The organism is Luteimonas abyssi (genome assembly GCF_001482195.1).
GTDB lineage: Bacteria > Pseudomonadota > Gammaproteobacteria > Xanthomonadales > Xanthomonadaceae > Luteimonas > Luteimonas abyssi.
Window position 1 is genome coordinate 3547686 of record NZ_KQ759763.1, and the last position, 23863, is coordinate 3571548.

The window sequence follows — 23863 nt, forward strand, 5'->3', positions numbered from 1 at the left end:
CCGCCACCCCTCACCCCTGCCCCTCTCCCGCAAGCAGGAGAGGGGTTTCCACACATTCCGTGGCGGATTCCCTTCTCCCGCCTGCGGGAGAAGGTGTCCCGAAGGGACGGATGAGGGACGCTCTGCCGCCGCCGCACCGCCCGCATCCCACCGTCTCCGAACCCGATGACCTAGGATCGGGAACCGCTTACGAGGAGCCCGCCATGTCCCCCGCCCGTCCGCCTGCCGTGCGCAGACTCTCCACGCTGTGCCTCGCCCTGCTCGCCCTGGCCGCGCCGGCCGCCGCACAGGCCGACACGCGTCTGGAGGCGGTCGCGGCGCTGCAGGCCAAAGCGGTCGAATGGCGCCGCGATCTGCACCAGCACCCCGAGCTGGGCAACCAGGAGACCCGCACCGCCCAGGTGGTCGCCGATCACCTGCGCAGCCTGGGCCTCGACGCGCACACCGGCATCGGCCCCACCGGCGTGATCGCGGTGCTGAAGGGCGCGCGGCCCGGCCCGCGCATCGCGTTGCGCGCCGACATGGACGCGCTGCCGGTCACCGAAGCCACCGGCTTGCCGTTCGCGTCCACCGCGCGCGCCACCTACCGCGGCCAGGACGTCGGGGTGATGCACGCCTGCGGCCACGACATGCACGTGGCGATCCTGATGGGCGTGGCCGAAGCGCTGGCCGGCATGCGCGACCAACTGGCCGGCGAGGTGGTGTTCGTGTTCCAGCCGGCCGAGGAAGGGCCGCCGGAGCCGGGCGAGGTGTTCGGCGCCAGGCGCATGCTCGACGAAGGCGCGTTCGAACCGGGGCGTTATCTCGACGGGCCGCCCGATGCGATCCTCGGCCTGCATGTCTGGGCCGGCCTGCATACCGGTCAGCTCGGGTTTCGTGCCGGCCCGTCGCTGGCCAGCGCCGACGAGTGGTCGCTGACCGTCACCGGGCGCCAGACCCACGGCTCGCGGCCGTGGGACGGCGTGGACCCGATCACCGTCGGCGCGCAGATCCTGCTGGCGACGCAAAGCATGATCGCGCGCCAGATCAACATCGTGAATACGCCGGTGGTGCTGACCGCCGGGCAATTCCAGAGCGGGGTGCGTTTCAACATCATCCCCGACGACGCCCGCCTGGTCGGCACCCTGCGCACCTACGATGCCGACGTGCGCCAGGACGTGATCGATCGTTTCGAGCGCATCGCCACCGGATACGCCGAGGCCGCCGGTGCCAGCGCCGGGCTGCAGGTGGTCAACAACGCGCCGGCGACGATCAACGATCCGGAGCTGGCGCGCCGCGTGCTGCCGTCGCTGCAGGCAACGGTGGGCGCCGACAACGTGATCGAGATGCCGCTGCAGACCATCGCCGAGGATTTCTCGCAGTTCGCCAACGCGGTGCCCGGCGCGTACTTCTTCGTCGGCACCACGGCCGCGGGCGAGGACCCGGAGCGCATGCCGATCAACCATTCGCCGCACTACGCGCCCGACGAGGCGGCACTCGAAGTCGGCATGCGCGCCATGCTGCGCGCCACGCTGGACCTGCTCGACGGCGCACAGGCCGGGCGCTGAGGCGCCCGACGCCTGTGCGTTCCGGCGTGTCGGCACGCCGGGTGTCGTCGGCGCCCCGCGCACCGGCGTGCCGCGCCCGGCGACGCGTCCGGAGGGCCCGAATGCGCCACACCTGCGCCGGGTGGCCGGGAACGACATATCGGAGCGGTTTCGCGCGACGCGACACCGACACGACCCCGTGGACCGCGCTAGGATCGGCCATGGGGTCCACACGGGGAACATCGAGATGATCCGCTTCGCGTCCATCCTGCTCGGCGCGTGCTGCGCCGCCTCGCCCGCGCTCGTCGTCGCACAGACGCCCGACGCCGCGACGCCGCGGCCCGACGTCGCCACCGCAGCCGCGGCGCTGCAGGCGCGGGTGGTCGACTGGCGCCGCGACATCCACCAGCACCCGGAGCTGTCCAACCGCGAGACCCGCACCGCAGCGCTGGTCGCCGAACACCTGCGCGGCCTGGGCCTGGAGCCGCGCACCGGCATCGCCCACCACGGCGTGACCGCGGTGCTCAAGGGCGGACGCCCCGGACCGCGGCTGGCGCTGCGCGCGGACATGGACGCACTGCCGGTCACCGAGGCCACCGGCCTGCCGTTCGCATCCACCGTCACCGACACCTATCGCGGCCAGACCACCGGCGTGATGCACGCCTGCGGCCACGACGCGCACACCGCGATCCTGATGGGCGTGGCCGAAGCGCTGGTCGGCATGCGCGAGCAACTTGCCGGCGAAATCCTGTTCGTGTTCCAGCCGGCCGAGGAAGGCGCGCCCGAGGGCGAGGACGGCGGCGCCGGACTGATGCTGAAGGAAGGCGTGTTCGCCGATTTCACGCCGGACGCGATCTTCGGCCTGCACGTCTTCAGCACCCTCAACGCCAACCAGATCGGCGTGCGCGCCGGCCCGACCATGGCCGCGTCCGACCGCTTCGGCCTGACCGTGATCGGCCGCCAGACCCACGGCTCGCGGCCCTGGGGCGGCGTGGATCCGATCGTGACCGCGGCGCAGATCGTCAGCCAGGCGCAGACCATCGTCAGCCGGCAGATGGACATCAGCCAGCAGCCGGTGGTGTTGACGTTCGGCGCGATCAACGGCGGCATCCGCTACAACATCATTCCCGACTCGGTGGACCTGGTCGGCACCATCCGCACCTTCGACGAAGACATGCGTGCCGACGTGTTCCGGCGCCTGACCCATGTGGCCGAACACGTCGCCGCGGCCAATGGCGCGCGCATCGAGGCGCAGATCCCGGCCGAGGACGGCAACCCCGTCACCTTCAACGACGAAGCGCTGACCGCACGCATGCGCCCCAGCCTGCAGGCCGCCGCCGGCGACGTGCCGGTGGTCGACATGCCGCTGATCATGGGCGCGGAGGATTTCTCGCTGTATGCGCGCGAGGTGCCGGGGTTGTTCTTCTTCGTCGGCGCCACGCCGGTAGGTCAGGACCCCGCCGCCGCACCCAGCAACCATTCGCCGCAGTTCGACGTCGACGAGGCCGCGCTCGACCTCGGCCTGCGCGCGATGCTGCAGGCCAGCCTCGATTTCCTCGACGCCGAGCCGCCCGCACCCGCGCCATCGGCCGGCTGACCTGCCGACGCCGGCTGAACCGCGCCCACGCCCTGCCGCGCGCCGGCGCGCGGACAAGCGCCTACACTTGCGCCGCATGAATACCCCCCAGGACTCCAGCCTCGGGCGCAGCGTCGCCTACCCCGCGCAGTACGATCCCTCGCTGCTGTTCCCGATTCCCCGTGCCGCCAGCCGCGCGAAGCTGGGCCTGGCGGCCGATGCGGCGCTGCCGTTCGTCGGCCACGACCGCTGGCACGCTTACGAGCTGGGCTGGCTCGACGGCCGCGGCAAGCCGGTGGTCGCCACCGCGACCTTCCACGTGCCTGCGGGTTCGCCACACCTGGTGGAATCGAAATCGCTGAAGCTCTATCTCAATTCCCTCAACGCCAGCCGCTTCGACCATCCGGACAGCGTCCGCGCGACCATCGCCGCCGACCTGTCGGCGACCGCCGGCGCCGCGGTCGACGTCGCCTTCGGCCTGCCCGAGTGGGCTGCGCCGGTCGCGGACACCTGCGACCTGGATGCGCTCGACGTGGCGATCGATGCCTACGGGCCACCCGACGCCGGCCTGCTGCGCTGCATGGACGATGCCCCCGGCCCGCAGCGCTTCCGCTCGGCGCTGTTGAAATCCAACTGCCCGGTGACCGGCCAGCCCGACTGGGCGACGGTGCACATCGCGCTCGACGGCCCCCGCCTCGATCCGGCCAGCCTGCTGCGCTATCTGGTGTCGTTCCGCGACCACGCGGAGTTCCACGAACAGTGCGTGGAACGCATCTTCCTGGATCTGGCCCGTGCCACCGACGGCGCTTCGCTGATGGTGGAGGCACGCTACACCCGGCGCGGCGGGCTCGACATCAATCCCTGGCGGGGTACGCCCGACCGCACCGCACCGCCCCCGGCCCGCGAACGGCAGCAGTAGTCGTTCACGCATCTTCGATGCGGGCTTAACCCCGACGCTGGCAGGCTTGGCGCCTGACGAGCGCCAACGGGAGAAGGCCATGTCCGCGACATCACACGCCCCCGGCGAGCACGATGCCGACCCGCACGAGGGCTCCGACGAGACCGGCCGCGACGGCGCCGCCCATGGCACCGGGACGACATCCGCGGGCGCCGACTTTTCGAAGGTCCGCGGCAGCGCCGAGCATGGGCACGACACCGCGCCCCCGGCGGACTTCAGCAAGGTCCGCGGCTCGGTCGAATCCACCGGCGAGGCCGCTGGCGAACGCGCGCACACCGTGGTCACCGGCGACAACCTGTCGAGCATCTCCAGGCGGTACTACGGCGATGCACGCCATTGGCGCGCCTTGTTCGATGCCAATCGTGACCAGCTCGACGATCCCGACCTGATCCAGCCCGGGCAGGTCCTGCGCATTCCGGCACGCGACGACGGCTAGATGCCGGCGCCGGTGCACGCCCGTTCGCGTCCACGCAGGCCAGTGCCATGCGCTGCGGCGTACGGCACGTCGACGCCGGTCATCGGCGGACCGAGGCAGGACGGTGGGCCAGGGTGACACCGGTGCCGCCCTGTCGATCATTCCCCTTGCGCCATCGACCTACCCGGACCTGCGGGTCCGCCACGAGGACCATGCCATGACCACGCTCCGCACGCTGCATCGCGCCACGCTCGCCACGACCCTGACCGCCGCCGTCGCCCTGCTCGGCGCCTGCAATCGCGACACCGGAACGCCCGCGCCGGAGATGCCGCCCGTGGCCGCACCAGCCACGCCCGCGGCCACCGATCAGGCGGCGCCCGCGGCCGGCGCGCCATCGGAACGCGCACCGGCCGCCATCACCGTCGGCGACGTGCTGCTGGGCACGCAGGCCGAGGGCGCCGGGCGGGTCGCGGATCCGAAGACCACCTTCGCGCCCGGCGACCGGACCATCGTCGCCTCGGTCCTCACCGACGCCGCCGCGCCGGCCAACGGCACCCTGCGCGCGCGCTGGACCTACCAGGACGGCCAGTTGGTCGACGAAACCTCGCAGACGCTCGACACCGATGGCGCCGGCGTCACCAATTTCCGCATCGCCAACCAGGAAGACTGGCCGACCGGCACCTACACCGTGGAAATCTCCATCGACGGCGAGGTCGCACAAACCCGCGAGTTCACCGTGGAGTGACCCCGGTCTCGGCGGCGGTGGCCCGCTGGCCGGCCGGTGCGGGCCCTCGGGCCCGCACCGGCGTGTGACGGGCGGACGTTGCGTGTCGTCCACGCCTTCGGGACGACACGCCCCGCCGGATGACAGGTCCCACCGCAGCGAGGCCGATACCGGCCCCCGGGAACGCGCCGGAGCGCCGGGCTATCATCGAACGCCGTTTTCGACAGACCGACATTCATGCGCATCCTCGTTCTCGGTGCCGGCGGGACCGGCGGTTACTTCGGCGGCCGTCTGGCCGCGTCCGGCGCCGATGTCACGTTCCTCGTCCGAGTCGAACGCGCGAAAGTGCTCGCACGCGACGGTCTGCGTCTGCGCAGTCCGCTGGGCGATGCCGATCTCGCGGTGAAGACGCTCACCGCCGACACCGTAGCGGAGGCGGCGGCGCGGGCACCGTTCGACCTGATCGTGCTGAGCTGCAAGGCCTACGACCTCGACGCCGCACTGGACGCGATCGCGCCTGCGGTCGGTGCCGAGACGGCGGTGCTGCCGATCCTCAACGGTTTGCGCCACTACGCCTCGCTCGATGCCCGCTTCGGCGCCGAGCGGGTGGTCGGCGGGCTGTGTTTCATCAGCGTCACCAAGGCGGCCGATGGCGCGATCGTCCACCACAGTCGTTTCGCCTCGATCACGTTCGGCGAGCGCGACGGCGTGGCGCGCGAGCGCTGCGCCCGGTTCGCCGCACTGTGCGAGGCCGCCGGTATCCGCACGCTGCACACCGACGCCATCGCCCGCGAGCAATGGACCAAGTTCACCTTCCTCGCATCGCTGGCGGCCGGCACCTGCCTGATGCGCAGCGACATCGGCGGCATCGCCGCGACCGAGGGCGGCCCGGACCTGATGGCCGCGCTGTATGCCGAAACCCTGGCCGCGGCCGAGGCCGCCGGACACCCGGTGCCCGACGCCGCACGCGAGACCGCACTCGGTCAGCTGTGCCAGGCCGGTTCATCGCTCAAGGCGTCGATGCTGCACGATCTCGAGGCCGGGCACCGGGTCGAGGCCGCGCATATCGTCGGCGACATGCGGGCGCGGGCACGCGCCGCCGGCCAGGCGGCGCCGGTCCTGGACGCCGCCTGGTGCCACCTGCAGGCCTACGAAGCGTCGCGTTCGCGCAACGGCTGACCCTCGGCAACACGCTCGGCCTCGGCCGCGGCCGCCACCGCACCGGCGTCGGCATGCAGCCGGCCGGCGAGAAACGTCGCGCCGTCGGCGATCGCGCGGCGCGCCAGGGCCGAGATCGACATCGCTTCGAGAAAGCTGTGCGGCGCGTTGTCGTAGCGCTTCAGTTCGCTGTGCACGCCGGCGTCGCGAAGCCGCGCATGCAGGGCCTCGCTCTGCTCGCACAGCACGTCGCGGCCGGCCGCGATCACGCAGGCCGGCGGCAGCCCGTGCAACGCCGCGCGCAACGGTTGCGCCAGGACGTCGCGGCGCGCGACGACCGATGCGCCGAGGTAGTGCCGCCAGAAGGTGTTCATCTCCGCGGCGGTCAGCATGGCGTCGCCGCCGCCGAGGTCGCGCTGCGCCTGTGCCGACATCTCGGTGTCGAACGCGCCGTAGTTGAGCAGCAATGCGCGCGGGCCCGGAAACGGCTCGACCTCGCGCAGCAGCAGGGCTGTCGACAGCGCCAGATTGGCACCGGCGGAATCGCCGCCCAGGGCCAGCCGCGTGGGATCCACGCCGAGCGTGTCGGCGCTGCCGCACAACCAGGCCACGGCCGCCAGACACTGCTGCAACGCCAGCGGATACGGGTGCTCCGGCGCGAGCGCGTAATCGATACCGACCACGACCACGCGCGCCTGCGCGGCGTACTCGCGCATCAGCCGGTCGTGGGTGTCGACGCTGAACATCGTCCAGCCGCCGCCGTGCAGATACAGCAGCATGGGCGCGGGCGACACGAGGTCCGCCGGGCGGTACACCCGCACCCGGCAGGCGTCGCCGGCCAGCGGGATCTCGAAGTCCTGCGCGGACACCTCCGGCCCGCCCCGGCGCCACGGCGCGCGCACCTGCTCGGCGATCGCGCGCATACGCGGCAGGTCCGGGGTTCCCCCCGCCTCCGCACGCAAGCGCGCGGACGCCGCGCAGACCTCGTCGACGAAGCGCTGGCAGTCGCGATCGACCTGTCCCCGGCTCACCGGCGGCTCCCGTCGAACTCGCCCATCCAGCCGGCGAGCGCATCGGCGCCGGTCGCCTGCAGACCGGCGAGGATCTGCGCGAAGTCGTGGGGGCGTTCGTCCTGGCCGAGCTTGAAGGTGGCGCGGGTGTCGAGAATCCGCCCGTGCAGCGCCGCCACCCCGGCGGCGAGGCCGGCATAGCGCGCGCCCATCTCCTGCGTCCGCCAGGGGGCGGGACGCCCCGCCTCCATCTGCGACACCAGGGCATCGAGCTCGGCACCGACCGCATCGGCCGCGGTCTCGATGCGGACCTCGAGTTCGAACGCCACGGCTGCGTAGTTCCAGCTCGGCGCCTGGGTGCGGTCGTCCAGCCAACCCGGCGAGATATAGGCGTGCGGCCCGAGCACCAGCGCCTGCGCGCGCGGATCGCGACGCAGGCGCGCCAGGTGCGGGTTGCGCAGCGCCAGATGGCCGCGCAGCGCCGTCAGCCGGCCGGCGGCGTCCAGCCCGGCCCGCAGCGGCAACGGGGTGAACGCGGCATCGTCGCCGCCTGCCGAGACCAACCAGGCCATCGGCTGCGCGCGCAGCAGGGCGAGGATGTCGTCCTGGCTGCGTGCGGCGTAACGGCTGTCGCGGGCGTGGCCCATCAGCCTGCCGCTCCCGACCCGGCGCCGGCATCGCCTGGACGCTGCGGCACCGCGCCCCAGCGGTCGTCGGCGGCCCAGATCGCGAACGCGAGCAACCGCGCCTCCTGGATCCGCGCGGCCGAGGCGCCGCTGGCGCCGCCGTGCCCGCCGTCGAGTTCGATGTGGGCCATGATCGGCCGGTGCCCGGTGGTCAGCGCACGTGCGCGCGCGGCGAACTTGAGCGGCTCGTAGAAGCCCACCCGCTCGTCGGCGACCGCGCCGGTGGCGAGCAGCGCCGGATAGTCGGCCGGCCGCAACCGCTCGTACGGCGACCACGCCGCCATCGAGGCGTGCTGGGCGGGAATGCGCGGGTCGCCCCAGATCGGCAGCGCGCCGGTCCCCAGCGGGTGGGTGTCGAACTGCTCCATCGTGTTGAGCACGTCGACGAACGCGACCTCGGCGATGGCGCCTGCCCACAGATCGGGGCGTTGCGCATAGACCGCACCCGCCAGCAGGCCACCGGCCGACATGCCACGCGCGACGATGCGCCGCGGTGCGGTGTGGCCGGTCGCGATCAGATGCTCGGCACAGGCGATGAAATCGGTGAACGTGGTCGGCTTGCCCTCGCGCAGCACCTGTCGCCACCAGTGCGTGCCTTTTTCCGAGCCGCCACGCACGTGCGCGATGGCGTAATGCCAGCCCTCGTCCACCAGCGCCAATGCAGCCGGATCGAAACGCGGCTCCACCGACGCGCCGTACGAGCCGTAGGCGTAGAGCAGCAGCGGGGCCTGGGTATCGACGGCGGCGTCGCGGCGGGTCAGCAGGGTGATCGGCACGGTTTCGCCGTCCGCGGCGCGGGCCTGCAGGCGTTGTACGCGGTACGCGTCGGTGGGGAAGTCCGCGGCGATGTCCGGGGTCGTCCGCGCCACCGTGCCGTCGTCGAGCGCCAGCGTGCAGACCTGTTCGGGCAATGCCGGCGATTGCAGGCCGAACACCAGCGACGCCGCCTGCCAGGGCTGCTGGACCGGCACGCGCAGTGTGTAGGCCGGCAGATCCACGTCCACCGGCGTCTCCTGCCCGTCGGGCCGCATCAGCACCAGGCGCGGGTTGGCGTCGTGCCACTCCTCGCGGACCAGCGCATCGGCGAACGGATGCAGCGCGGTGATCAGGTGGCCGGGCCGGTGCGGCACCCACGCACGCCAGTGCGCGCGGCCGGGGGCGCCCGGATCGGCGGTCATCAGCTGGAAGTCGTCCGCGCCGTCGGCATTGGTGCGGATCACCAGCCGGTCGTTCCAGTCGTCGACATCGTAGTCGAGCCCCGGGGTGCGCGCTTCCACCAGTATCGGCGCGGCGGTGGGGGCGTCCATCGGCACCAGACGGACCTCGGCATGGTCGCCGTCGTAGATGCGGATGACGACGTAGCGGCCGGACGCGGTGGTGCGTAGCGAGATGTACAGCGCCGGGATCGGCTCGACGTAGATGGCGACATCCTCGCCGGTGTCGAGATCGCGGCGGCGCACCTCGGCCGCGCGACCGATGTCGTTGCGCGCCACCCAGTACAGGTGCCGGCCGTCGGGCGAGAACGCGAAGCCGCCGTGGGCGTCCTCGATCGCGTCCACGCGCATGCGCCCGCTGTCGATCTCGCGCACGCGCAGGCGGAACCGGCCGGAGCCGGTGCGGTCCTCGGCCCAGCCGATCAGGCGGCCATCCTGGCTGCGCGACGGACCGTTCCAGTGCAGGTTGTAGTACGTGCTGTCGCCGCTCTCGACCGCGGGATCGAGCAGCACCTGCTCGGGACCGCCGGTGAGCGGATGGCGCAGGTACTGCGGGTGCTCGGCGCCGACCGGGTGCCGGACCCGGTACAGGTGCCCGCCCTGCCGGACCGGCAACTCCGCCTGCGCCAGCGGCTCGCGTGCGGCGATGCGCGCGGCGAGCGCCTCGCGCAGGGGCTGCGCCGGCGCCAGCATGGTGGCGAGGTAGGCGTTCTCCGCATCGACCTCGGTGCGGATGTCGGCATCCAGCGACAGCGGATCGCGCAGCACCGCATGCCAGTCGTCGGGCCGCAGCCAGGCGTAGTCGTCCGTGCGGCGGGCGCCGAAGCGGCCGACGGTCTCGGGATGGCGGGGTGTCTGCGGCGGCACCGGCCAGGCGGGTGCGACGGGCGTCGTGGCATCGTCGGCGCTGCCGTGTGCGGACGCGTGCAGGGAGTGGGGCAGCAGCGCCCAGGTCGTGGTGGCGGCGAGGCCACCCAGGAAACGACGGCGATCGGTCATGCGGTGAGGCGGGCTTGGGGAGAGGGAGAGGTGTCGGCATGCGCGCCGGCCACCGAATGTGGCGGCCAACGCCCAGCCCAGGGTGCAGCCTGCTCGACTTCGAGGGCCAGCGCCAGAAGCAGTGCCTCACCGCCGCGATCCGCGGCGAACTGGACGCCCACCGGCAAACCCGTCGGCGTGGCCGCCAATGGCAGCGCGATCGCCGGCGTACCGGCCAGGTTCTGCAGCGGGGTGTAGGACATCCAGTCGAACAGCGCCGGCATCAGCGTCTCGAACGGGCGGTCCGGCGCCAGCGCGCCCAGCGGCGGCGGCGGGGTGCGGACGACCGGCGTGAGCAGGACGTCGTAGCGGCGATGGAACGCGCTCAGGGCCGCGGGCAGGCGCCCGAGCAGGGCATACGCATGCTCGAGCGCGTCGCCGTCGCAGTGCTGGCGGTTCCAGGCGGCTAGCGCACGGGTCCACGGCTCCAGCGCGCGCGCGGCGGTATCCGCGCCCAGGGCGGCGGCCGCGAGCTGTTCCGCGTCGCCCGCCAGACACGACCACAGATGGGTCAGCGCGCGCGCCAGGTCCGCCTGCGGGACCGGCCAGGCACATGCATCGACCCCATGGCCGAGGCCGGCGCACAGCGTCGCGGCCGCTTCCAGTGCGCGGGCGACCTCGGGATGCGGCGCCTCGCCGGTGAGACCGTCGGCGAGCACACCGATGCGCAGGCGGCGCGCGGACGGTGCGGTCACCACCGCCGGCGTCCGCGGGTGGGTGGCCGCGAAGGCCCAGGCCACGTCGCGCACGCTGCGCGCGAGCAGGCCGTCGGAGACCAGCAGATCCTCGATCGCATGGTGGCCGCGGGCGCGCACCTGGGCGCCCCGCCCCGGCTTCAGGCCCACCACGCCGCAACATGCGGCCGGCATGCGGATGGAGCCCGCGCCGTCGCTGCCGTGCGCCAGCGGCACGATACCCGCCGCCACCGCCGCGGCCGCGCCGCCGCTGGATCCGCCGGGCGAGTGCGCCAGCGACCAGGGATTGGCGACCACCGGGCCGAGCAGCGGCTCGCTCGATGGCATCAGCCCGAATTCGGGCATCGCGCTCTTGCCGATCGCGACCAGGCCGGCGTCCTCGAGCCGGCGCGCGTACGGCCAGGCGGCCGATGCCGGTACCGATGTGCGCGTGCGCGAACCGCCTCGGCTGGGCATGCCGGGGATATCCAGCGAATCCTTCGGTAGCCAAGGCACGCCGGCCATGGCCGGCAGCTCGCGGCCGGCGCGGCGCGCGACGTCCAGCGCGGCGGCCTGCGCCCGCGCGGCCGCGAACGCGCGATGGCTCAGCGCGCCCAGCGCGGGATCCAGGCATCCGGCGCGCACGATGGCGGCCTCGGCGAGATCCGTGGCGTCCCGCTGCCCGGTCCGCACCAGGGCGGCCTGGTCGTGCGCGTCCAGCCGGCCCAGCGCCATGGCGGCGGCGATCGCCTCCTGGGGCGCGTCGCCGGGCCCGGCCGCGGCCGGCGCGCGCGGGACGGACACGACCGCATCCGCCTGTGGCGCAGGGGTCTGCGAACCGGTCATAGCCGCCAGTGCACCGTCATGCCGAACGTACGCGGGCGCAGGATGCCCTCGCCCAGACCGTTGACCTCGGCCACGCTGCGGGTGACGCCGCGGGTGTCGCCCAGATTGGTGCCGAACAGGGTCAGATCGGTAGTGCCCAGGCGCAACCGGACGCGCAGGTCCACCTGGTGGTAATCGCCCTGCCGGTTCGCCGGCGCGCCGGGTACCGCCGAGTTGAGATCGCTGATGCCTTCGGACAGGTACTGGTGCGACAGCGACAGCGTCGGTGCGTAGCGGCCGCCGAAGTGCACGTTGGCGGCCGTGGTCGTCGACCAGTCCGCCGACCCCGGCAGGCGCGCGCCCTTCGGCGCGGTGCCGTACCAGAGGATGAAGAGATCCTCGTCCAGGCGGGCCTGCTGCCAGGTGGTGGTCTGCACCAGGTCGAACATCGCATTCGGCCGCCACTGCGCGGAGAACTCGATGCCCTGGCTGCTGGCCTTGCCGCCGTTGGCCGCGTAGTTGAAGAAATCCGGCGTCTGCAGGCGCAACTGGATATCGCTCCAGTCGACGTAGAAGGCGGTCGCGTCCAGCCACAGGCGCTGGTCGAGCCAGCTGGTGCGTGCGCCGAGTTCGTAGTTGCGCAGGCTGTCGCTGCGCGACCCCGAGGGCACCGGGAACGCACTCAGCCCCGGCGTGTTGGGCGTGCCGAAGCGGAATCCTTCCGACGCCAGCGCATAGACCATCACCCGATCGCTGGGCGACCACGCCAGCGAGACCTTCGGCGTGAAGCCGCTCTCGCGGGTCGCCGCCGGGGTGACCACCGGTGCCCCGGGAAAGGTGCTGAAGCCGACCTGGGTGCTGGTTTCGTCGACACGGGTGCGGAACAGGCGGCCGCCGAGGGTCAGCGCCCAGTCCGGAGCGAAGCGCCATGTCGCCTCGCCGAACAGCGCGGTCTCGCGGCCCTCGACCCGGGTGGCGAACGCATTGAAGATTTCGCCGTCGGGCGCGATGACGGCGCCGGTTCCCGGCCCGTACGCCGGCGAGCGGTCGAACGCGGCCGCGGCGCCCGCCGCGCCGAGACGCTCGTGCAGGCGCTTGTCGGTGTCGAAGACCATCGCACCGACCAGCCAGTCGAACCGGCCGCCTCCATGCGAGGCCAATCGCAGCTCCAGGCTGTCGCCGGTGCTTTCGCCGCCGGAGTCGATGTACAGCGGCGTGTCCAGATCCAGGCCGAGATCGGCGTTGTAGCCGTCGCGGTACGGGGTGAAGTCGAAGCGCCAGTCCTGGGTCTTGTCCTGCCGCGACGCCACCGCGGTCAGGCTGGCGCCGGCGAAATCGTGTTCGAGCCGCAGGCTGTGGATCGCCACGTCGGTACCGGTGGGCTCGGCGATCGCGGTGTTGCGCACCAGGTCGCCGAAGGCCGGCATGCGATAGGCATTGTCGTCGGCCTCGGTGTCCTGCCACAGGCTCAACCACTCCAGCCGGGTGGCGTCGCCGGGCAGCAGCACCGCCGACAGCCGTCCGCCGGCGACGTTGGTGTCGTTCGCGCCGCTGCGGCCGGTGCCGACGTTGTCGAGAAAGCCGGGCGCATCGCGGTACTGCGCCACGGCGCGGACCGCGAAGACATCCTCGCGCACCGGCAGGTTCACCATCGCCTTGGCGGCGTAGCCGGTATCGGCGTTGCGGGTGCGGCTGATCGTGGTCTCCACGGCGGCGTCGTAACCGCCGGGGTCGGCGGTATTGGCGACGTAATGGACCGCGCCGCCCATCGACGCCGATCCGAACAGCGTGCCCTGCGGGCCGCGCAGCACTTCCACGCGGGACAGGTCGAACGCGTCGATGTCGGGCACGGCGATCGTCCACCCCGGCTCGGTCAGCGGCACTTCGTTGAGGAAGTAGCCGGTGGTCGCCTGCCCCTGCACGTTGCCGGCGCTGGTCGCGATGCCCCGCACCACGACGTGCGACACGCCGGGCTGGTAGTTGTTGAAGACCACACCCGGGGTGCGCTGCACGTAGTCGGCCAGCCCCTGGGCGCCGAGCGCGTCGAGCTGCTCGGCGGTGACGGCCGAGACCGACCCCGCGACCTCGCGCACCGGCTCGGCGCGCTTGGTGGCGGTGACCACGATACGATCCAGCGCGATCACCTCGCTGCCGCCGGCCCCGTTCCCCGCATCCACCTGCTGCGCCCATGCAGGTGCGACGGACAGCATGGCGAGACAGCAGGTGCGGACGGCGAGCGCGAGCGGGCGGACATGCGGCATGGCGGATTCCCCTGGAGGCGATGCGGCGGTGCAGGACATGGTCGGCGAGGTGTCACGGTGTTCCCGGCAGCGGGACGCCTCGCGGCTTCGACCTCCATGGAAAGTGAAGACATCCACCGCGTCCAGCGCGGCGCACGCGTTCGCCGTAATCGCTATCTCATTGATTCGACTGCAATTGCACATCGAAACGAGGATAGATTCCGCCGGTGGGTCCGACGAAAACGGCAGATCCCGCCAGCCGGCCACGGCAAACGCGCAGATTCTGCGTGCACCACACCGGCTTAGACTCGACGTGCCCCCCTCGCGAAGCGCGCCATGCTGCCGAAGGACATCGACCGCACCGATCTGCGCATCCTCAACGTGCTGCAGCAGGACGCCCGGATCACCAACCAGGCGCTGGCCGACCGCGTCGCCCTGTCACCCAGCGCCTGCCTGCGCCGCGTGCGCGACCTCGAGGCGCGCGGTCTGATCACCGGCTATCGCGCACAAGTGGCGGTGGACCGGATCCGGACCGCCACCATCGTGCTGGCGCAGGTCACCTTCGGTCGCCACGCCCTCGACAGCTTCGGCGAATTCGATCGCCGCATCCTCGACATGCCCGAGATCGTCGAGGCCTGCCGCATCAGCGGTGCCCACGACTACATGCTGCGGGTGATCGTCAACGACGTGCACGAGTGGAAGGACATCGCCCGCATGCTGCTGGGCGGCGACTACGGCGTGGAACGCATCGTGTCCCACTTCCTGATGGACGAGGTCAAACCGTTCAGCGGGTATCCGCTGACGTCTTCGCGACGCAAGGCGTGAGCCCGCCCGCCCCCATCGCGCGGCGCCGATGCTCGGAAAAGACATCGCCCCCCGCCTGTCCTGTACAGACGGGGGGCGATGCGGATAGACCGCGATCCGTGCGGAACGCGTCGGTCGACGACGACCGGCGGCCCGGGGCCTCCATACCCCCTTGGGTCTCCATACCCGTATTGCAAAGCGCCCCGGCCCGACAAATCCCCATTTGCTCAGATGGCGGCCCGTGTTCCCTTGCGGAGCTGCGTCCATGCGTTTCGCATGGGCCGTGCCGCCGGGGCATGGGCAGCAGTCTCCACCTCATGTAGGGGTTTGGCTGTCGGTGCGTACCCCGACGCCTTGTAGGAAAAATCTGACACGGGCTGAATGCGCAGCCGGAACGGCATCCGCGCCGGCACCCATGCACGCCGGGTTCCGCACGGCACCGGGCTGGCCAGGACGAGGCCGGGACGATGCATCCCGACGGCGGCAATACGCCCGCGTTTCCCTTGCCCGGACCGACGCGCGACAATGGCCGGCCAGCGCTCCGGACCGTCCCGACGACCGTCCGATCCGCCCGGACGCGTCACGACCGCCACGGCCAGCCGCCGTGCGCCGCGTCTCCCGGTGCCGCGCGACATCCCCGTTCATCGAGACTGCGAGCCCGATTCCATGCCCGAGACCCCCAAGATCCTCTACACGCTGACCGACGAAGCCCCGTTCCTGGCGACCCAGTCGCTGCTGCCGATCGTGGCCGCGTTCACCGCTCCCGCCGGCATCGTGGTGGAGACCCGCGACATCTCGCTGGCCGCGCGCATCCTGGCCCAGTTCCCCGAGCGGCTGGGCGACGCCCAGCGCGTGGCCGACGACCTGACCGAACTGGGCGAACTGGCCAAGACGCCGGACGCCAACATCATCAAGCTGCCCAACATCAGCGCCTCGGTGCCGCAGCTCAAGGCCGCGATCAAGGAACTGCAGGCCCAGGGCTTCGATCTGCCCGCCTATCCCGACGAGCCGAAGGACGACGCCGAACGCGACACCAAGGCACGCTACGACCGGACCAAGGGCAGCGCGGTGAACCCGGTGCTGCGCGAGGGCAATTCCGACCGTCGCGCGCCGGCGTCGGTGAAGCAGTTCGCCCGCAAGCACCCGCACCGCATGGGCGCATGGAGCGCGGACTCGAAGTCGCATGTCGCGCACATGGACGGCGGCGATTTCTACGGCAGCGAGCGTTCGGCCACCCTCGGCCAGGCCGATGCGCTGAAGATCGAACTGGTCGCTACCGACGGCACGACCACCGTGCTCAAGGACGCGGTGAAGGTGCAGGCCGGCGAAGTGGTGGACGCCGCGGTGCTCAGCCGCAAGGCGTTGTCGACCTTCGTCACCGCGCAGATCGAGGACGCCAGGGCGCAGGGCGTGCTGTTCTCGCTGCACCTCAAGGCGACCATGATGAAGGTCTCCGATCCGATCCTGTTCGGCGTGGTGGTGACCGAGTTCTACAAGCCGGCCCTGGACAAGCACGCCGACGCGCTCAAGGCGGCCGGTTTCGACCCCAACAACGGCATCGGCGACCTCTACGCCAGCATCGCGTCGCTGCCCGACGCGCAGCAGGCCGCGATCAAGGCCGACATCGACGCGGTGTACGCGCAGCGTCCGGGCCTGGCGATGGTCAACTCCGACAAGGGCATCACCAACCTGCACGTGCCCAGCGACATCATCGTCGACGCGTCGATGCCGGCGATGATCCGCGACTCCGGCCGCATGTGGAACGCGCAGGGCGAGCTGCAGGACACCAAGGCGCTGATCCCGGACCGCAGCTACGCGGGCATCTACCAGGCGGTGATCGCCGATTGCCGCGCCAACGGTGCGTTCGACCCGGCCACGATGGGCAGCGTGCCCAACGTCGGGCTGATGGCGCAGAAGGCCGAGGAGTACGGCAGCCACGACAAGACCTTCCAGATCCCCGCCGACGGCCACGTCCGGGTGACCGGCCAGGACGGCACGGTGGTGTTCGAGCATGCGGTCGAGGCCGGCGACATCTGGCGCATGTGCCAGACCAAGGACGCGCCGATCCAGGACTGGGTGAAGCTGGCGGTGAGCCGCGCGCGCCTGAGCGGCACTCCGGCGATCTTCTGGCTCGACGCGCAGCGCGCGCACGACGCCCAGCTCATCGCCAAGGTCGAGCGGTACCTGAAGGACCACGACACCCGCGATCTGGACATCCGCATCCTGCCGCCGGTGGACGCGATGCAGGCCTCGCTGACGCGGATCCGCCAGGGCGAGGACACCATCTCGGTGACCGGCAACGTGCTGCGCGACTACCTGACCGACCTGTTCCCGATCATGGAGCTCGGCACCAGCGCCAAGATGCTGTCGGTGGTCCCGCTGATGGCCGGCGGCGGCCTGTTCGAGACCGGCGCCGGCGGCTCGGCACCCAAGCACGTGCAGCAGTTCGTGGCCGAGAACTACCTGCGCTGGGATTCGCTGGGCGAGTTCCTGGCCCTGGCCGCGTCGCTCGAGCACCTGGGCGAGACCTACGACAACGCACGCGCCCGCGTGCTGGCGCAGGCCCTGGACCGGGCGAACGGGCAGATCCTGGACAACAACCGCTCGCCGGCGCGCAAGCTGGGCGAACTCGACAATCGCGGCAGTCATTTCTATCTGGCCCTGTACTGGGCGCAGGCGCTGGCCGCGCAGGACGACGATGCGGCCCTCAAGACGTTGTTCGCGCCGCTGGCGCAGCAGCTGTCGGACGCCGAGGACACCATCGTCGGTGAACTGGCCGCGGCGCAGGGGCAGGCCGTCGACATCGGCGGTTACTACCATCCCGACCTGGACAAGGCCGGAGCGGCGATGCGGCCCAGCCGGACCTTCAGCGCCGCGCTCGATACGCTGAAGGCCTGACCCCACCGCGCAGACGCGACCGGCACGGGCGGGGCACGCCCGGACCGGCCGTCTCCGCATCGGCCACGAACGCCCCGCCCCGTGCGGGGCGTTCGCGTATCAGCCGTTCGCGATGTCCACCGGCCGCAGATCGCATGCACCGGCATCCGACGCCGGTGTCTCCGTCGCGTCCGCGGCGGATCGCAAGGGCTCCGGCGTCGATTCGCACGCCGGAGGCCTGTCCAGTTCACGCGCCAGGCGGATATCGGCGACATGCCCATGCAGGAACAGCAGATCGCGGAACATGCGCATGTCCATACCTCTCGCATTGAATTTCATCCAAGATAGGCCGGTGCAGATCGTGCAGAAAGCGACCTTTTCTCAAGCCTGACTTGAAGGAATTTCAACCCATGTCGCGCCCTCCGCTCCACACGCTGCAGGGTTTCATGGCCATCGCCCGGATCGGCAACATCACCCGCGCGGCCGCGTCGATGAACCTCACCGTCAGCGCGCTCAGCCACCAGATGCGGGTACTCGAGGACCACCTGGGGCACCGCCTGCTCGAACGTCACCCGCGCGGCGTGTCGCTGACCCGCGACGGGCGCCGCCTGTTCGATCAGGTGGCCCCGCACCTGCAGGCCATCGCCCAGGCACTGCAGCCGTTTCCGGCGCGGCGGCAGGATGTGTTCACCCTCAGCATCATTCCCACCATGGCCTCGGCCTGGCTGGTGCCGCGGCTGGGCGACTTCGTGCGCGTGCATCCGCAGATCGAACTCAACCTGCTGTCGAGCGGACGCGTGGTGGACTTCGATGCCGAACCCCACATCGATGCGGCGATGCGGGCCGGCCACGGCCACTGGCCGGGCGTGACCGCCGAACCCCTGCTCGACGAGTGGCTGGTGCCGATGGCGAGCCCTGCCCTGATCGCGCGCATGCACGCCGAAGGGCGCACGGTGCTGGCGGACTGGCCGCTGCTGGGCGATCCCGATGGCGACTGGACGCGCTGGTTCGAGCTCGCCGGCGAGCGGCCGCCGATCCGCTACGTGGCGGTGTTCGACGATTCGGAGTCGCACCACCGCGCCGCGCTCGAAGGTGTCGGCGTGGCGTTGGGCCGGGTCACCCGCGCGCGGCTGCTGCTCGATTCCGGACAGCTGGTGGCGTTGTCGCCACACCGACTGAGGACGCCCTGGCGGCATTACCTGGTGTACCCGCCGCGCTCGGCCGACCACGCCGGCTTTCTCGCCTTCCGCACCTGGCTGCATGCGCAGGCCGCCGAACACACCCGCCACACGATGGCACCGGCAGCGGCCGCGGACCCCTCCACATCGGACGGCTGACGGCAGCGGACGCGATCGATCGAACCGGTGTCGCGCAGACGGCCCCGCCGGGGCCGCATGCCGTTCAACGTCTCAGAGACGCCCCCATTCGATATCGCGGATCACCACGCGCGCCTGTTCGCGGCTGACCGTCAGGGCGAGCCCCTCGGTTTCGCCACCGGACAACAGCAGGTAGACCCAGCCGACATCGTCGTCGTCGCGGCCGTCCCAGTCCTGCCGGGTCCGGGCGATCTCGACCCGATCCGGCGCCGGCCCGGTCCAGTCGACGAGTTCCTGATAGGCCTCGCGCAAGGCCGAAGGCGGCCAGTCGTCGCGCGCGTCGTTCGACAACAACAAGTGCGCCCCGGCATATTTGCCATGGATCAATTTGGTCGCGAACTCCACGGCGACCCGGGTGCACGCATCGAGATCGGCAGTCACGCTCATCGTGTTCGGTGGCGTTGCTGGGGGGAACAATCGATCGGGCGGCGCCCGCAGGTCGCACGCTACGGCAGGCCGCTGCGCCGGGCAAGCCACCCGGCTCACACTTGGTCATTCCGTTGCGGCAGTGGACCGCCCGGACCATGCTTGGCCCGCACCCGCGCGCGTGCGGCGCCGCAGGCCGCGCCGCAACGGCAGTGCCACCAGCAGCACCAGCACCACGCCCCACAGGCCCGCATAAGGTGCCGTCGGCCAGTCCGGACGCAGCACGCCGGCCAGGGACACCCCCAGCAACCACAGCGACAGCACCCGCAGCGGCCATGCCGCCGCCCGCCGCGCGGCGAGGCGACGACCGCCGGTGGTGACGGAAGTCCGCCGCAAGCGCCGCCAGCGCGCGGCCAGGGTCAGACCCATGCAGGCCAGCACGAGCCCGAGCGCGCCGAGCAGGAGCGTCACGCTCATCGCTGCAGCCTCGGGACGCGTGCCGGGAGGCGCTGCGGGAAGAAGAAACCGGATGTCATGTCGCTCCACGTCGCACACGATGCGCCGGTGCCGATTATGGCTGCGCGCGACCGCGTACGGAGACGCCGACCACGGATGCTCCATCCCACCGCACGGACCGCAGGGTGCCGGCCGACGCGCGTACGGTCGCTTTCGGCGGTCGGATGCGGATCCCGGTGGGCGGACATCGCGGGCGCTCCTGTGGAGGGCGGTCGAACGTAGCGCGCACGAAGTGGTGACCCTGCGAAGACGGTCGCATGCGCGCTCCGCTCGAAGCACCCGACCGAGCGCGTCGCTGGACCGCACCGCCGCGTGCCGGCGCCTCCGTAGACGGCTACCCTGTGCCCCCGTTTCCGGAGAGATCGGCCTTCATGAAGCCCCTGCTGCTCGTCCCGCTCCTGTCCGCCCTGCTCGTCGCATGCGGCACCGATGCCACCGACGCATCCGCACCCGCCCAGACCGAGCCCCCAGCAGCCGACACGGCACCGGGCGGCCGTCCCGCCGACGGGCAGGGCGCACCGGCGGCCGACGTCGACGCCGCCCTCGACCGGGTGATCGCCGGCGACTGGCGCACGCCGGAGTTCGTCGCGCGAGACCCGTGGCGCAATCCGAAGGAAACGCTCGCGTTCTTCGGCATCCGCCCTGACATGACCGTGGTCGAGATCACCCCGGGCGGCGGCTGGTACATGGAATTGCTGGCGCCGTATCTGCACGAGCGCGGCACCTACGTGGGCGCCGTCGTGGATCCCGACACCGTCGCCGAGGACCGTCGCGACTACCCCACCCGCGCCCGCGACGAACTGCTCGCCCGCCAGGGCGGCGAGCCGCAGGCGGTCTTCGGCCGCTCCACCCTGGTCCAGTACGACCCGGCTGCGCCCTCGTTCGGCCGCGACGGCTCCGCCGATGCGGTGCTGACCTTCCGCAACGTCCACAACTGGATCATGTCCGGCAATGCGCCGGCGATGTTCGAGGGTTTCCACGCGGTGCTGAAGCCGGGCGGCGTGCTGGGCGTGGTGGAGCATCGCGCCGCCACCGAACTGCCGGCCGACGACCGGTCCGGCTACGTGGCCGAGGCCACCGTGATCGCCCTGGCCGAGGCGGCGGGTTTCGAGCTCGATGCACGCAGCGAGGTCAATGCCAATCCGCGCGACACCAAGGACCACCCGAACGGCGTGTGGACCCTGCCACCCTCCAACCGCCACGACGATGCGGACGCCGACACCTATCGGGAGATCGGCGAAAGCGACCGGATGACGCTCCGCTTCGTGAAGCCGGCGGCGGGCTGACGCCGACCGGGCGCGCGGCGGGCGCCGGACATCGGCCGCGCCGTGCGTCCCGGCGCGGCCGCGGCCGACACGACGCCCGGTTCCCTTCATGCTCATCGCCTTCAACAAGCCGTTCGGCGTGCTGTGCCAGTTCACCGACCGCAGCACGCCGCCCCGGCCGACGCTGGCCGGCTTCGGGCTGCCGCCGGGGGTCTACCCGGCCGGCCGCCTCGATCACGACAGCGAGGGCCTGTTGCTGCTCAGCGACGACGGCCCGCTGATCCACCGCATCAGCGACCCGCGCCACAAGCTGCCGAAGCGCTACTGGGTGCAGGTGGAAGGCGAGGCCGATCCCGCGCGCCTGGACGCCTTGCGCGCCGGCCCGGTGCTGCGCGACGGGCCGACCCGGCCGGCCCGGGTCCGGACCCTGCCGCCACCGGACCTGTGGCCGCGCGATCCCCCGGTGCGCCATCGCAAGACCGTGCCCGACGGCTGGCTCGAGATCACGCTGCGCGAGGGACGCAACCGGCAGGTCCGGCGGATGACCGCGGCGGTCGGCCTGCCCACGCTGCGTCTGGTCCGGGCGGCCATCGGCGACTGGCGTCTCGACGGATTGTCGCCGGGACAATGGCGGCAGATCGGATGACCGCCCAAGATGCCGAAAATGAACTATTCAGGATAAAAAAGGCCGTCGTTCCAAGCACTTGCGCATGGTTCTGATAGTGCGATTTCCACCATTCTGTTAACGTTTGCCCATTCCTATTCAGGTCTTTTCTGCCGATGGTGACCAAGGTCGCTGCGGGTCGCATTCTGGTGGTCGACGATCAACCCGCGAACCTGCGGGTGGTGAGCGCATTGCTGTCGCGCAACGGCTACGAGGTTCTCAACGCCGGCGACGGTGAGGAGGCGCTGCGGGTGGCCACCGCGTCGCTGCCCGATCTGATCCTGCTCGACGTGCTCATGCCCGGCATGGACGGTTTCGCGGTCCTGGCCGAGATCAAGCAACGCGAGGCGTTGATGCGTCTGCCGGTGGTCTGCCTGACCGCCGCACGCGACCGGGAGCAGCTGCTGCACGCCTTCGACGCCGGCGCGGTGGACTACGTGACCAAACCGTTCCTGCCCGAGGAGCTGCTGGCCCGGGTCAGCGCGCACGTCGGTCTCAAGCTCACCCGCGACCGCCTGGAACGCGTGGCACGCGAGCGCCAGGAACTGGTGAACCTGGTCGCGCACGACCTGAAGAACCCGCTCAGCTCGGTGCTGTTCGCCAGCGACATCCTGCGCAACAACGGCGTGGGCGAGGAGCGCGTGCCGCGCTACCTGGAAACCATTTACGACAGCGCCAACGATGCGCTGGGCTACATCAAGCGCTATCTCGAGACCCAGCGCAGTCGTCGCGAGGACACCGAACGCAACGCCACCACGTCGCTGCAGGAAACCGTGGAGTGGCTGGAGAATCGCTACGGCCTGCAGTTCGAGGCGCGTGGGCGCGCGATGCGCATCAATACGAACGGGACCGAATGCGGCCGGGTGGCGATCGACCCGCTGGTGTTGCGCCAGGTGGCCGAGAACCTCGTCACCAACGCGATGAAGTACGCCCCCGACAGCGATGTCGACGTGGCCTGCCGCCCGGGTTCGCCGGGCTACTGGCAGCTGGTGGTGGAAGATCGCGGTCCCGGCATTCCGAACTCGCGCCAGCGCGAGCTGTTCAAGCCGTTCGTGCGCATGCACGAGGGCGTGAACCCGGCATCGGACGTCAATTCCACCGGCCTGGGCCTGTCGCTGGCCAAGCAGATCGTGACCAACGTCGGCGGCCAGCTCTGGTACGAAGACCGCGAAGGCGGCGGCAGCCGGTTCGTGGTGGAACTCACGGAGGCGCGCGGCCGCTGATGCCGCCGGGCGCGTCGTCGGCTCCGGCCGGCGGAATGCGCCGAGGCTGCACGGCCCGGTTCACGGTCTGACGACGCGGAACCCAGACACCGCGTGCGCGACACGATCCGGGCACCCTCGCGACGATGCCGGCACTCGGCCGGCATCGTGTTCGCGCAGGGAACGACGTCGTGGGCACGCCACCCGGGGAAGCCCTCGCGACGCCGGAGTGCCTCGGGCGTCCGTCAATCTTCCGAAGACGACGGCGTGCTCGCGCCGCTGCGGCGAGTACCCGCGCGACTGGTGGTCCGACGCGCGGTCTTGCGCGGCGCGCGACGCGCCTCGACCCGACGCGCCTGCCCTTCGATCGTCTCCCCGCCGTTGGCGAGCTGACGTTCCTTGCGGCGCTTGTTGGCCCACAGCAACAGGCCCGCGCCGGCGAGTACCGCGACGACGACGGACCCGGAGATCCCGGGATGGCGGCGCACCGAGCGCCCGGCCGTCTGTGCCGCGACCCGGGCCGCGCCGATAGCGGCACCGGTCTGCAGCCACTTCCCCGCCTGTTCGGGAATCGTATGGCGGATGCCGTCGCCGATGTGCCCCGCCAGTTCCAGCGCGCGGTCCTGCAGTACGTCGAACTTGCTCATGGGGGAATCCTTCTGTCTTTGAATGCGGCCGGCGGACCGGCCGAGGCCGATGGGCAGTATCGGGAGGCGATCGTGGCGGGGACGGGGTCGTTGGGGGCCGGA

Annotated in this window: 21 protein-coding genes; 12 read left to right on the top strand and 9 right to left on the bottom strand. The window is 71.5% G+C overall.

What is annotated here, in order from left to right:
* The first annotated feature begins 203 nt into the window (after positions 1–203).
* The 6 genes from RG19_RS15275 (at position 204) to panE (ending at position 6378) form a co-directional block, all read left to right on the top strand.
* A complete protein-coding gene (locus tag RG19_RS15275) occupies positions 204–1547 on the top strand; it encodes an amidohydrolase (RefSeq protein WP_058836020.1) in 1344 nt (447 codons plus the stop codon).
* A gap of 226 nt (positions 1548–1773) precedes the next feature.
* On the top strand, positions 1774–3123 hold the full coding sequence (locus tag RG19_RS15280) for an amidohydrolase (protein ID WP_058836021.1): 1350 nt from the start codon (positions 1774–1776) through the stop codon (positions 3121–3123).
* A gap of 76 nt (positions 3124–3199) precedes the next feature.
* Positions 3200–4021 carry an NADPH-dependent 7-cyano-7-deazaguanine reductase QueF gene (gene queF, locus RG19_RS15285; protein WP_058836022.1) on the top strand — a complete coding sequence of 274 codons (822 nt, stop codon included), beginning with the start codon at positions 3200–3202 and terminating at the stop codon, positions 4019–4021.
* A gap of 79 nt (positions 4022–4100) precedes the next feature.
* Entirely contained in the window at positions 4101–4496 is a 396-nt protein-coding gene (locus RG19_RS15290; RefSeq protein ID WP_082672713.1) for a LysM peptidoglycan-binding domain-containing protein, read from the top strand.
* Positions 4497–4692: 196 nt separating this feature from the next.
* Entirely contained in the window at positions 4693–5220 is a 528-nt protein-coding gene (locus RG19_RS15295) for a hypothetical protein (RefSeq protein ID WP_157515292.1), read from the top strand.
* Between the two features lie 216 nt (positions 5221–5436).
* Entirely contained in the window at positions 5437–6378 is a 942-nt protein-coding gene (gene panE / locus RG19_RS15300) for a 2-dehydropantoate 2-reductase (protein WP_058836024.1), read from the top strand.
* Here panE and RG19_RS15305 read toward each other — a convergent pair.
* Genes RG19_RS15305 through RG19_RS15325 form a run of 5 tightly spaced genes read right to left on the bottom strand, consistent with a single transcriptional unit; the run spans position 6348 to position 14065 of the window.
* Positions 6348–7388 (bottom strand): alpha/beta hydrolase, encoded by a 1041-nt coding sequence (locus RG19_RS15305; RefSeq protein ID WP_058836025.1) that lies wholly within the window; start codon positions 7386–7388, stop codon positions 6348–6350. The two genes, panE and RG19_RS15305, sit on opposite strands and share 31 nt — an antisense overlap.
* Positions 7385–8014, bottom strand: a complete 630-nt coding sequence (locus tag RG19_RS15310; RefSeq protein ID WP_058836026.1) for an FMN-binding negative transcriptional regulator — start codon at positions 8012–8014, stop codon at positions 7385–7387. The genes RG19_RS15305 and RG19_RS15310 overlap by 4 nt, the downstream gene beginning before the upstream one ends.
* A complete protein-coding gene (locus RG19_RS15315) occupies positions 8014–10266 on the bottom strand; it encodes a prolyl oligopeptidase family serine peptidase (protein WP_058836027.1) in 2253 nt (750 codons plus the stop codon). Before RG19_RS15315 ends, RG19_RS15310 begins: the two co-directional genes overlap by 1 nt.
* A complete protein-coding gene (locus RG19_RS17935; protein WP_162267090.1) occupies positions 10263–11783 on the bottom strand; it encodes an amidase family protein in 1521 nt (506 codons plus the stop codon). The genes RG19_RS15315 and RG19_RS17935 overlap by 4 nt, the downstream gene beginning before the upstream one ends.
* A 38-nt stretch (positions 11784–11821) precedes the next feature.
* Positions 11822–14065: a TonB-dependent receptor gene (locus tag RG19_RS15325; RefSeq protein WP_058836029.1), complete on the bottom strand. Its 2244-nt coding sequence runs from the start codon at positions 14063–14065 to the stop codon at positions 11822–11824.
* Positions 14066–14380: 315 nt separating this feature from the next.
* Between RG19_RS15325 and RG19_RS15330 the strand changes: the two genes are divergently transcribed.
* Positions 14381–14869 (top strand): Lrp/AsnC family transcriptional regulator, encoded by a 489-nt coding sequence (locus tag RG19_RS15330; protein ID WP_058836030.1) that lies wholly within the window; start codon positions 14381–14383, stop codon positions 14867–14869.
* 645 nt (positions 14870–15514) lie between these two features.
* Positions 15515–17746: an NADP-dependent isocitrate dehydrogenase gene (locus RG19_RS15335; protein ID WP_058836031.1), complete on the top strand. Its 2232-nt coding sequence runs from the start codon at positions 15515–15517 to the stop codon at positions 17744–17746.
* A 99-nt stretch (positions 17747–17845) separates the two neighbouring features.
* On the opposite strand, the gene RG19_RS15340 is transcribed toward RG19_RS15335, so the two are convergent.
* Positions 17846–18031 (bottom strand): hypothetical protein, encoded by a 186-nt coding sequence (locus tag RG19_RS15340; RefSeq protein WP_157515294.1) that lies wholly within the window; start codon positions 18029–18031, stop codon positions 17846–17848.
* 104 nt (positions 18032–18135) lie between these two features.
* On the opposite strand from RG19_RS15340, the gene RG19_RS15345 reads away from it, so the two are divergent.
* Complete coding sequence (locus tag RG19_RS15345; protein WP_058836033.1) at positions 18136–19062, top strand: LysR substrate-binding domain-containing protein; 927 nt, start codon at positions 18136–18138, stop codon at positions 19060–19062.
* 72 nt (positions 19063–19134) lie between these two features.
* On the opposite strand, the gene RG19_RS15350 is transcribed toward RG19_RS15345, so the two are convergent.
* Complete coding sequence (locus RG19_RS15350) at positions 19135–19488, bottom strand: hypothetical protein (RefSeq protein WP_058836034.1); 354 nt, start codon at positions 19486–19488, stop codon at positions 19135–19137.
* 105 nt (positions 19489–19593) lie between these two features.
* The gene (locus RG19_RS15355) at positions 19594–19944 is read right to left on the bottom strand and encodes a hypothetical protein (protein WP_058836035.1); all 351 of its coding nucleotides are present in this window, start codon (positions 19942–19944) and stop codon (positions 19594–19596) included.
* Between the two features lie 410 nt (positions 19945–20354).
* Here RG19_RS15355 and RG19_RS15360 point away from each other — a divergent pair, with 410 nt between their 5' ends.
* The 3 genes from RG19_RS15360 to RG19_RS15370 all read left to right on the top strand — a co-directional run bounded on the left by RG19_RS15360 (position 20355) and on the right by RG19_RS15370 (position 23135).
* On the top strand, positions 20355–21269 hold the full coding sequence (locus RG19_RS15360) for a class I SAM-dependent methyltransferase (RefSeq protein WP_082672715.1): 915 nt from the start codon (positions 20355–20357) through the stop codon (positions 21267–21269).
* A gap of 88 nt (positions 21270–21357) precedes the next feature.
* Complete coding sequence (locus RG19_RS15365; RefSeq protein ID WP_058836036.1) at positions 21358–21894, top strand: pseudouridine synthase; 537 nt, start codon at positions 21358–21360, stop codon at positions 21892–21894.
* A 134-nt stretch (positions 21895–22028) separates the two neighbouring features.
* A complete protein-coding gene (locus RG19_RS15370; protein ID WP_058836037.1) occupies positions 22029–23135 on the top strand; it encodes a hybrid sensor histidine kinase/response regulator in 1107 nt (368 codons plus the stop codon).
* 224 nt (positions 23136–23359) lie between these two features.
* On the opposite strand, the gene RG19_RS15375 is transcribed toward RG19_RS15370, so the two are convergent.
* Positions 23360–23761 (bottom strand): hypothetical protein, encoded by a 402-nt coding sequence (locus RG19_RS15375; RefSeq protein WP_058836038.1) that lies wholly within the window; start codon positions 23759–23761, stop codon positions 23360–23362.
* Between the last annotated feature and the right edge of the window lie 102 nt (positions 23762–23863).

Excerpts from the sequence above, each read along its gene's own strand:
- RG19_RS15275 (WP_058836020.1), top strand. The coding sequence starts at position 204 with ATGTCCCCCGCCCGTCCGCCTGCCGTGCGCAGACTCTCCACGCTGTGC.
- RG19_RS15280 (WP_058836021.1), top strand. The coding sequence starts at position 1,774 with ATGATCCGCTTCGCGTCCATCCTGCTCGGCGCGTGCTGCGCCGCCTCG.
- queF (WP_058836022.1), top strand. The coding sequence starts at position 3,200 with ATGAATACCCCCCAGGACTCCAGCCTCGGGCGCAGCGTCGCCTACCCC.
- RG19_RS15290 (WP_082672713.1), top strand. The coding sequence starts at position 4,101 with ATGTCCGCGACATCACACGCCCCCGGCGAGCACGATGCCGACCCGCAC.
- RG19_RS15295 (WP_157515292.1), top strand. The coding sequence starts at position 4,693 with ATGACCACGCTCCGCACGCTGCATCGCGCCACGCTCGCCACGACCCTG.
- panE (WP_058836024.1), top strand. The coding sequence starts at position 5,437 with ATGCGCATCCTCGTTCTCGGTGCCGGCGGGACCGGCGGTTACTTCGGC.
- RG19_RS15310 (WP_058836026.1), bottom strand. The coding sequence starts at position 8,014 with ATGGGCCACGCCCGCGACAGCCGTTACGCCGCACGCAGCCAGGACGAC.
- RG19_RS15315 (WP_058836027.1), bottom strand. The coding sequence starts at position 10,266 with ATGACCGATCGCCGTCGTTTCCTGGGTGGCCTCGCCGCCACCACGACC.
- RG19_RS15325 (WP_058836029.1), bottom strand. The coding sequence starts at position 14,065 with ATGCCGCATGTCCGCCCGCTCGCGCTCGCCGTCCGCACCTGCTGTCTC.
- RG19_RS15330 (WP_058836030.1), top strand. The coding sequence starts at position 14,381 with ATGCTGCCGAAGGACATCGACCGCACCGATCTGCGCATCCTCAACGTG.
- RG19_RS15335 (WP_058836031.1), top strand. The coding sequence starts at position 15,515 with ATGCCCGAGACCCCCAAGATCCTCTACACGCTGACCGACGAAGCCCCG.
- RG19_RS15340 (WP_157515294.1), bottom strand. The coding sequence starts at position 18,031 with ATGTTCCGCGATCTGCTGTTCCTGCATGGGCATGTCGCCGATATCCGC.
- RG19_RS15345 (WP_058836033.1), top strand. The coding sequence starts at position 18,136 with ATGTCGCGCCCTCCGCTCCACACGCTGCAGGGTTTCATGGCCATCGCC.
- RG19_RS15350 (WP_058836034.1), bottom strand. The coding sequence starts at position 19,488 with ATGAGCGTGACTGCCGATCTCGATGCGTGCACCCGGGTCGCCGTGGAG.
- RG19_RS15355 (WP_058836035.1), bottom strand. The coding sequence starts at position 19,944 with ATGAGCGTGACGCTCCTGCTCGGCGCGCTCGGGCTCGTGCTGGCCTGC.
- RG19_RS15360 (WP_082672715.1), top strand. The coding sequence starts at position 20,355 with ATGAAGCCCCTGCTGCTCGTCCCGCTCCTGTCCGCCCTGCTCGTCGCA.
- RG19_RS15365 (WP_058836036.1), top strand. The coding sequence starts at position 21,358 with ATGCTCATCGCCTTCAACAAGCCGTTCGGCGTGCTGTGCCAGTTCACC.
- RG19_RS15370 (WP_058836037.1), top strand. The coding sequence starts at position 22,029 with ATGGTGACCAAGGTCGCTGCGGGTCGCATTCTGGTGGTCGACGATCAA.
- RG19_RS15375 (WP_058836038.1), bottom strand. The coding sequence starts at position 23,761 with ATGAGCAAGTTCGACGTACTGCAGGACCGCGCGCTGGAACTGGCGGGG.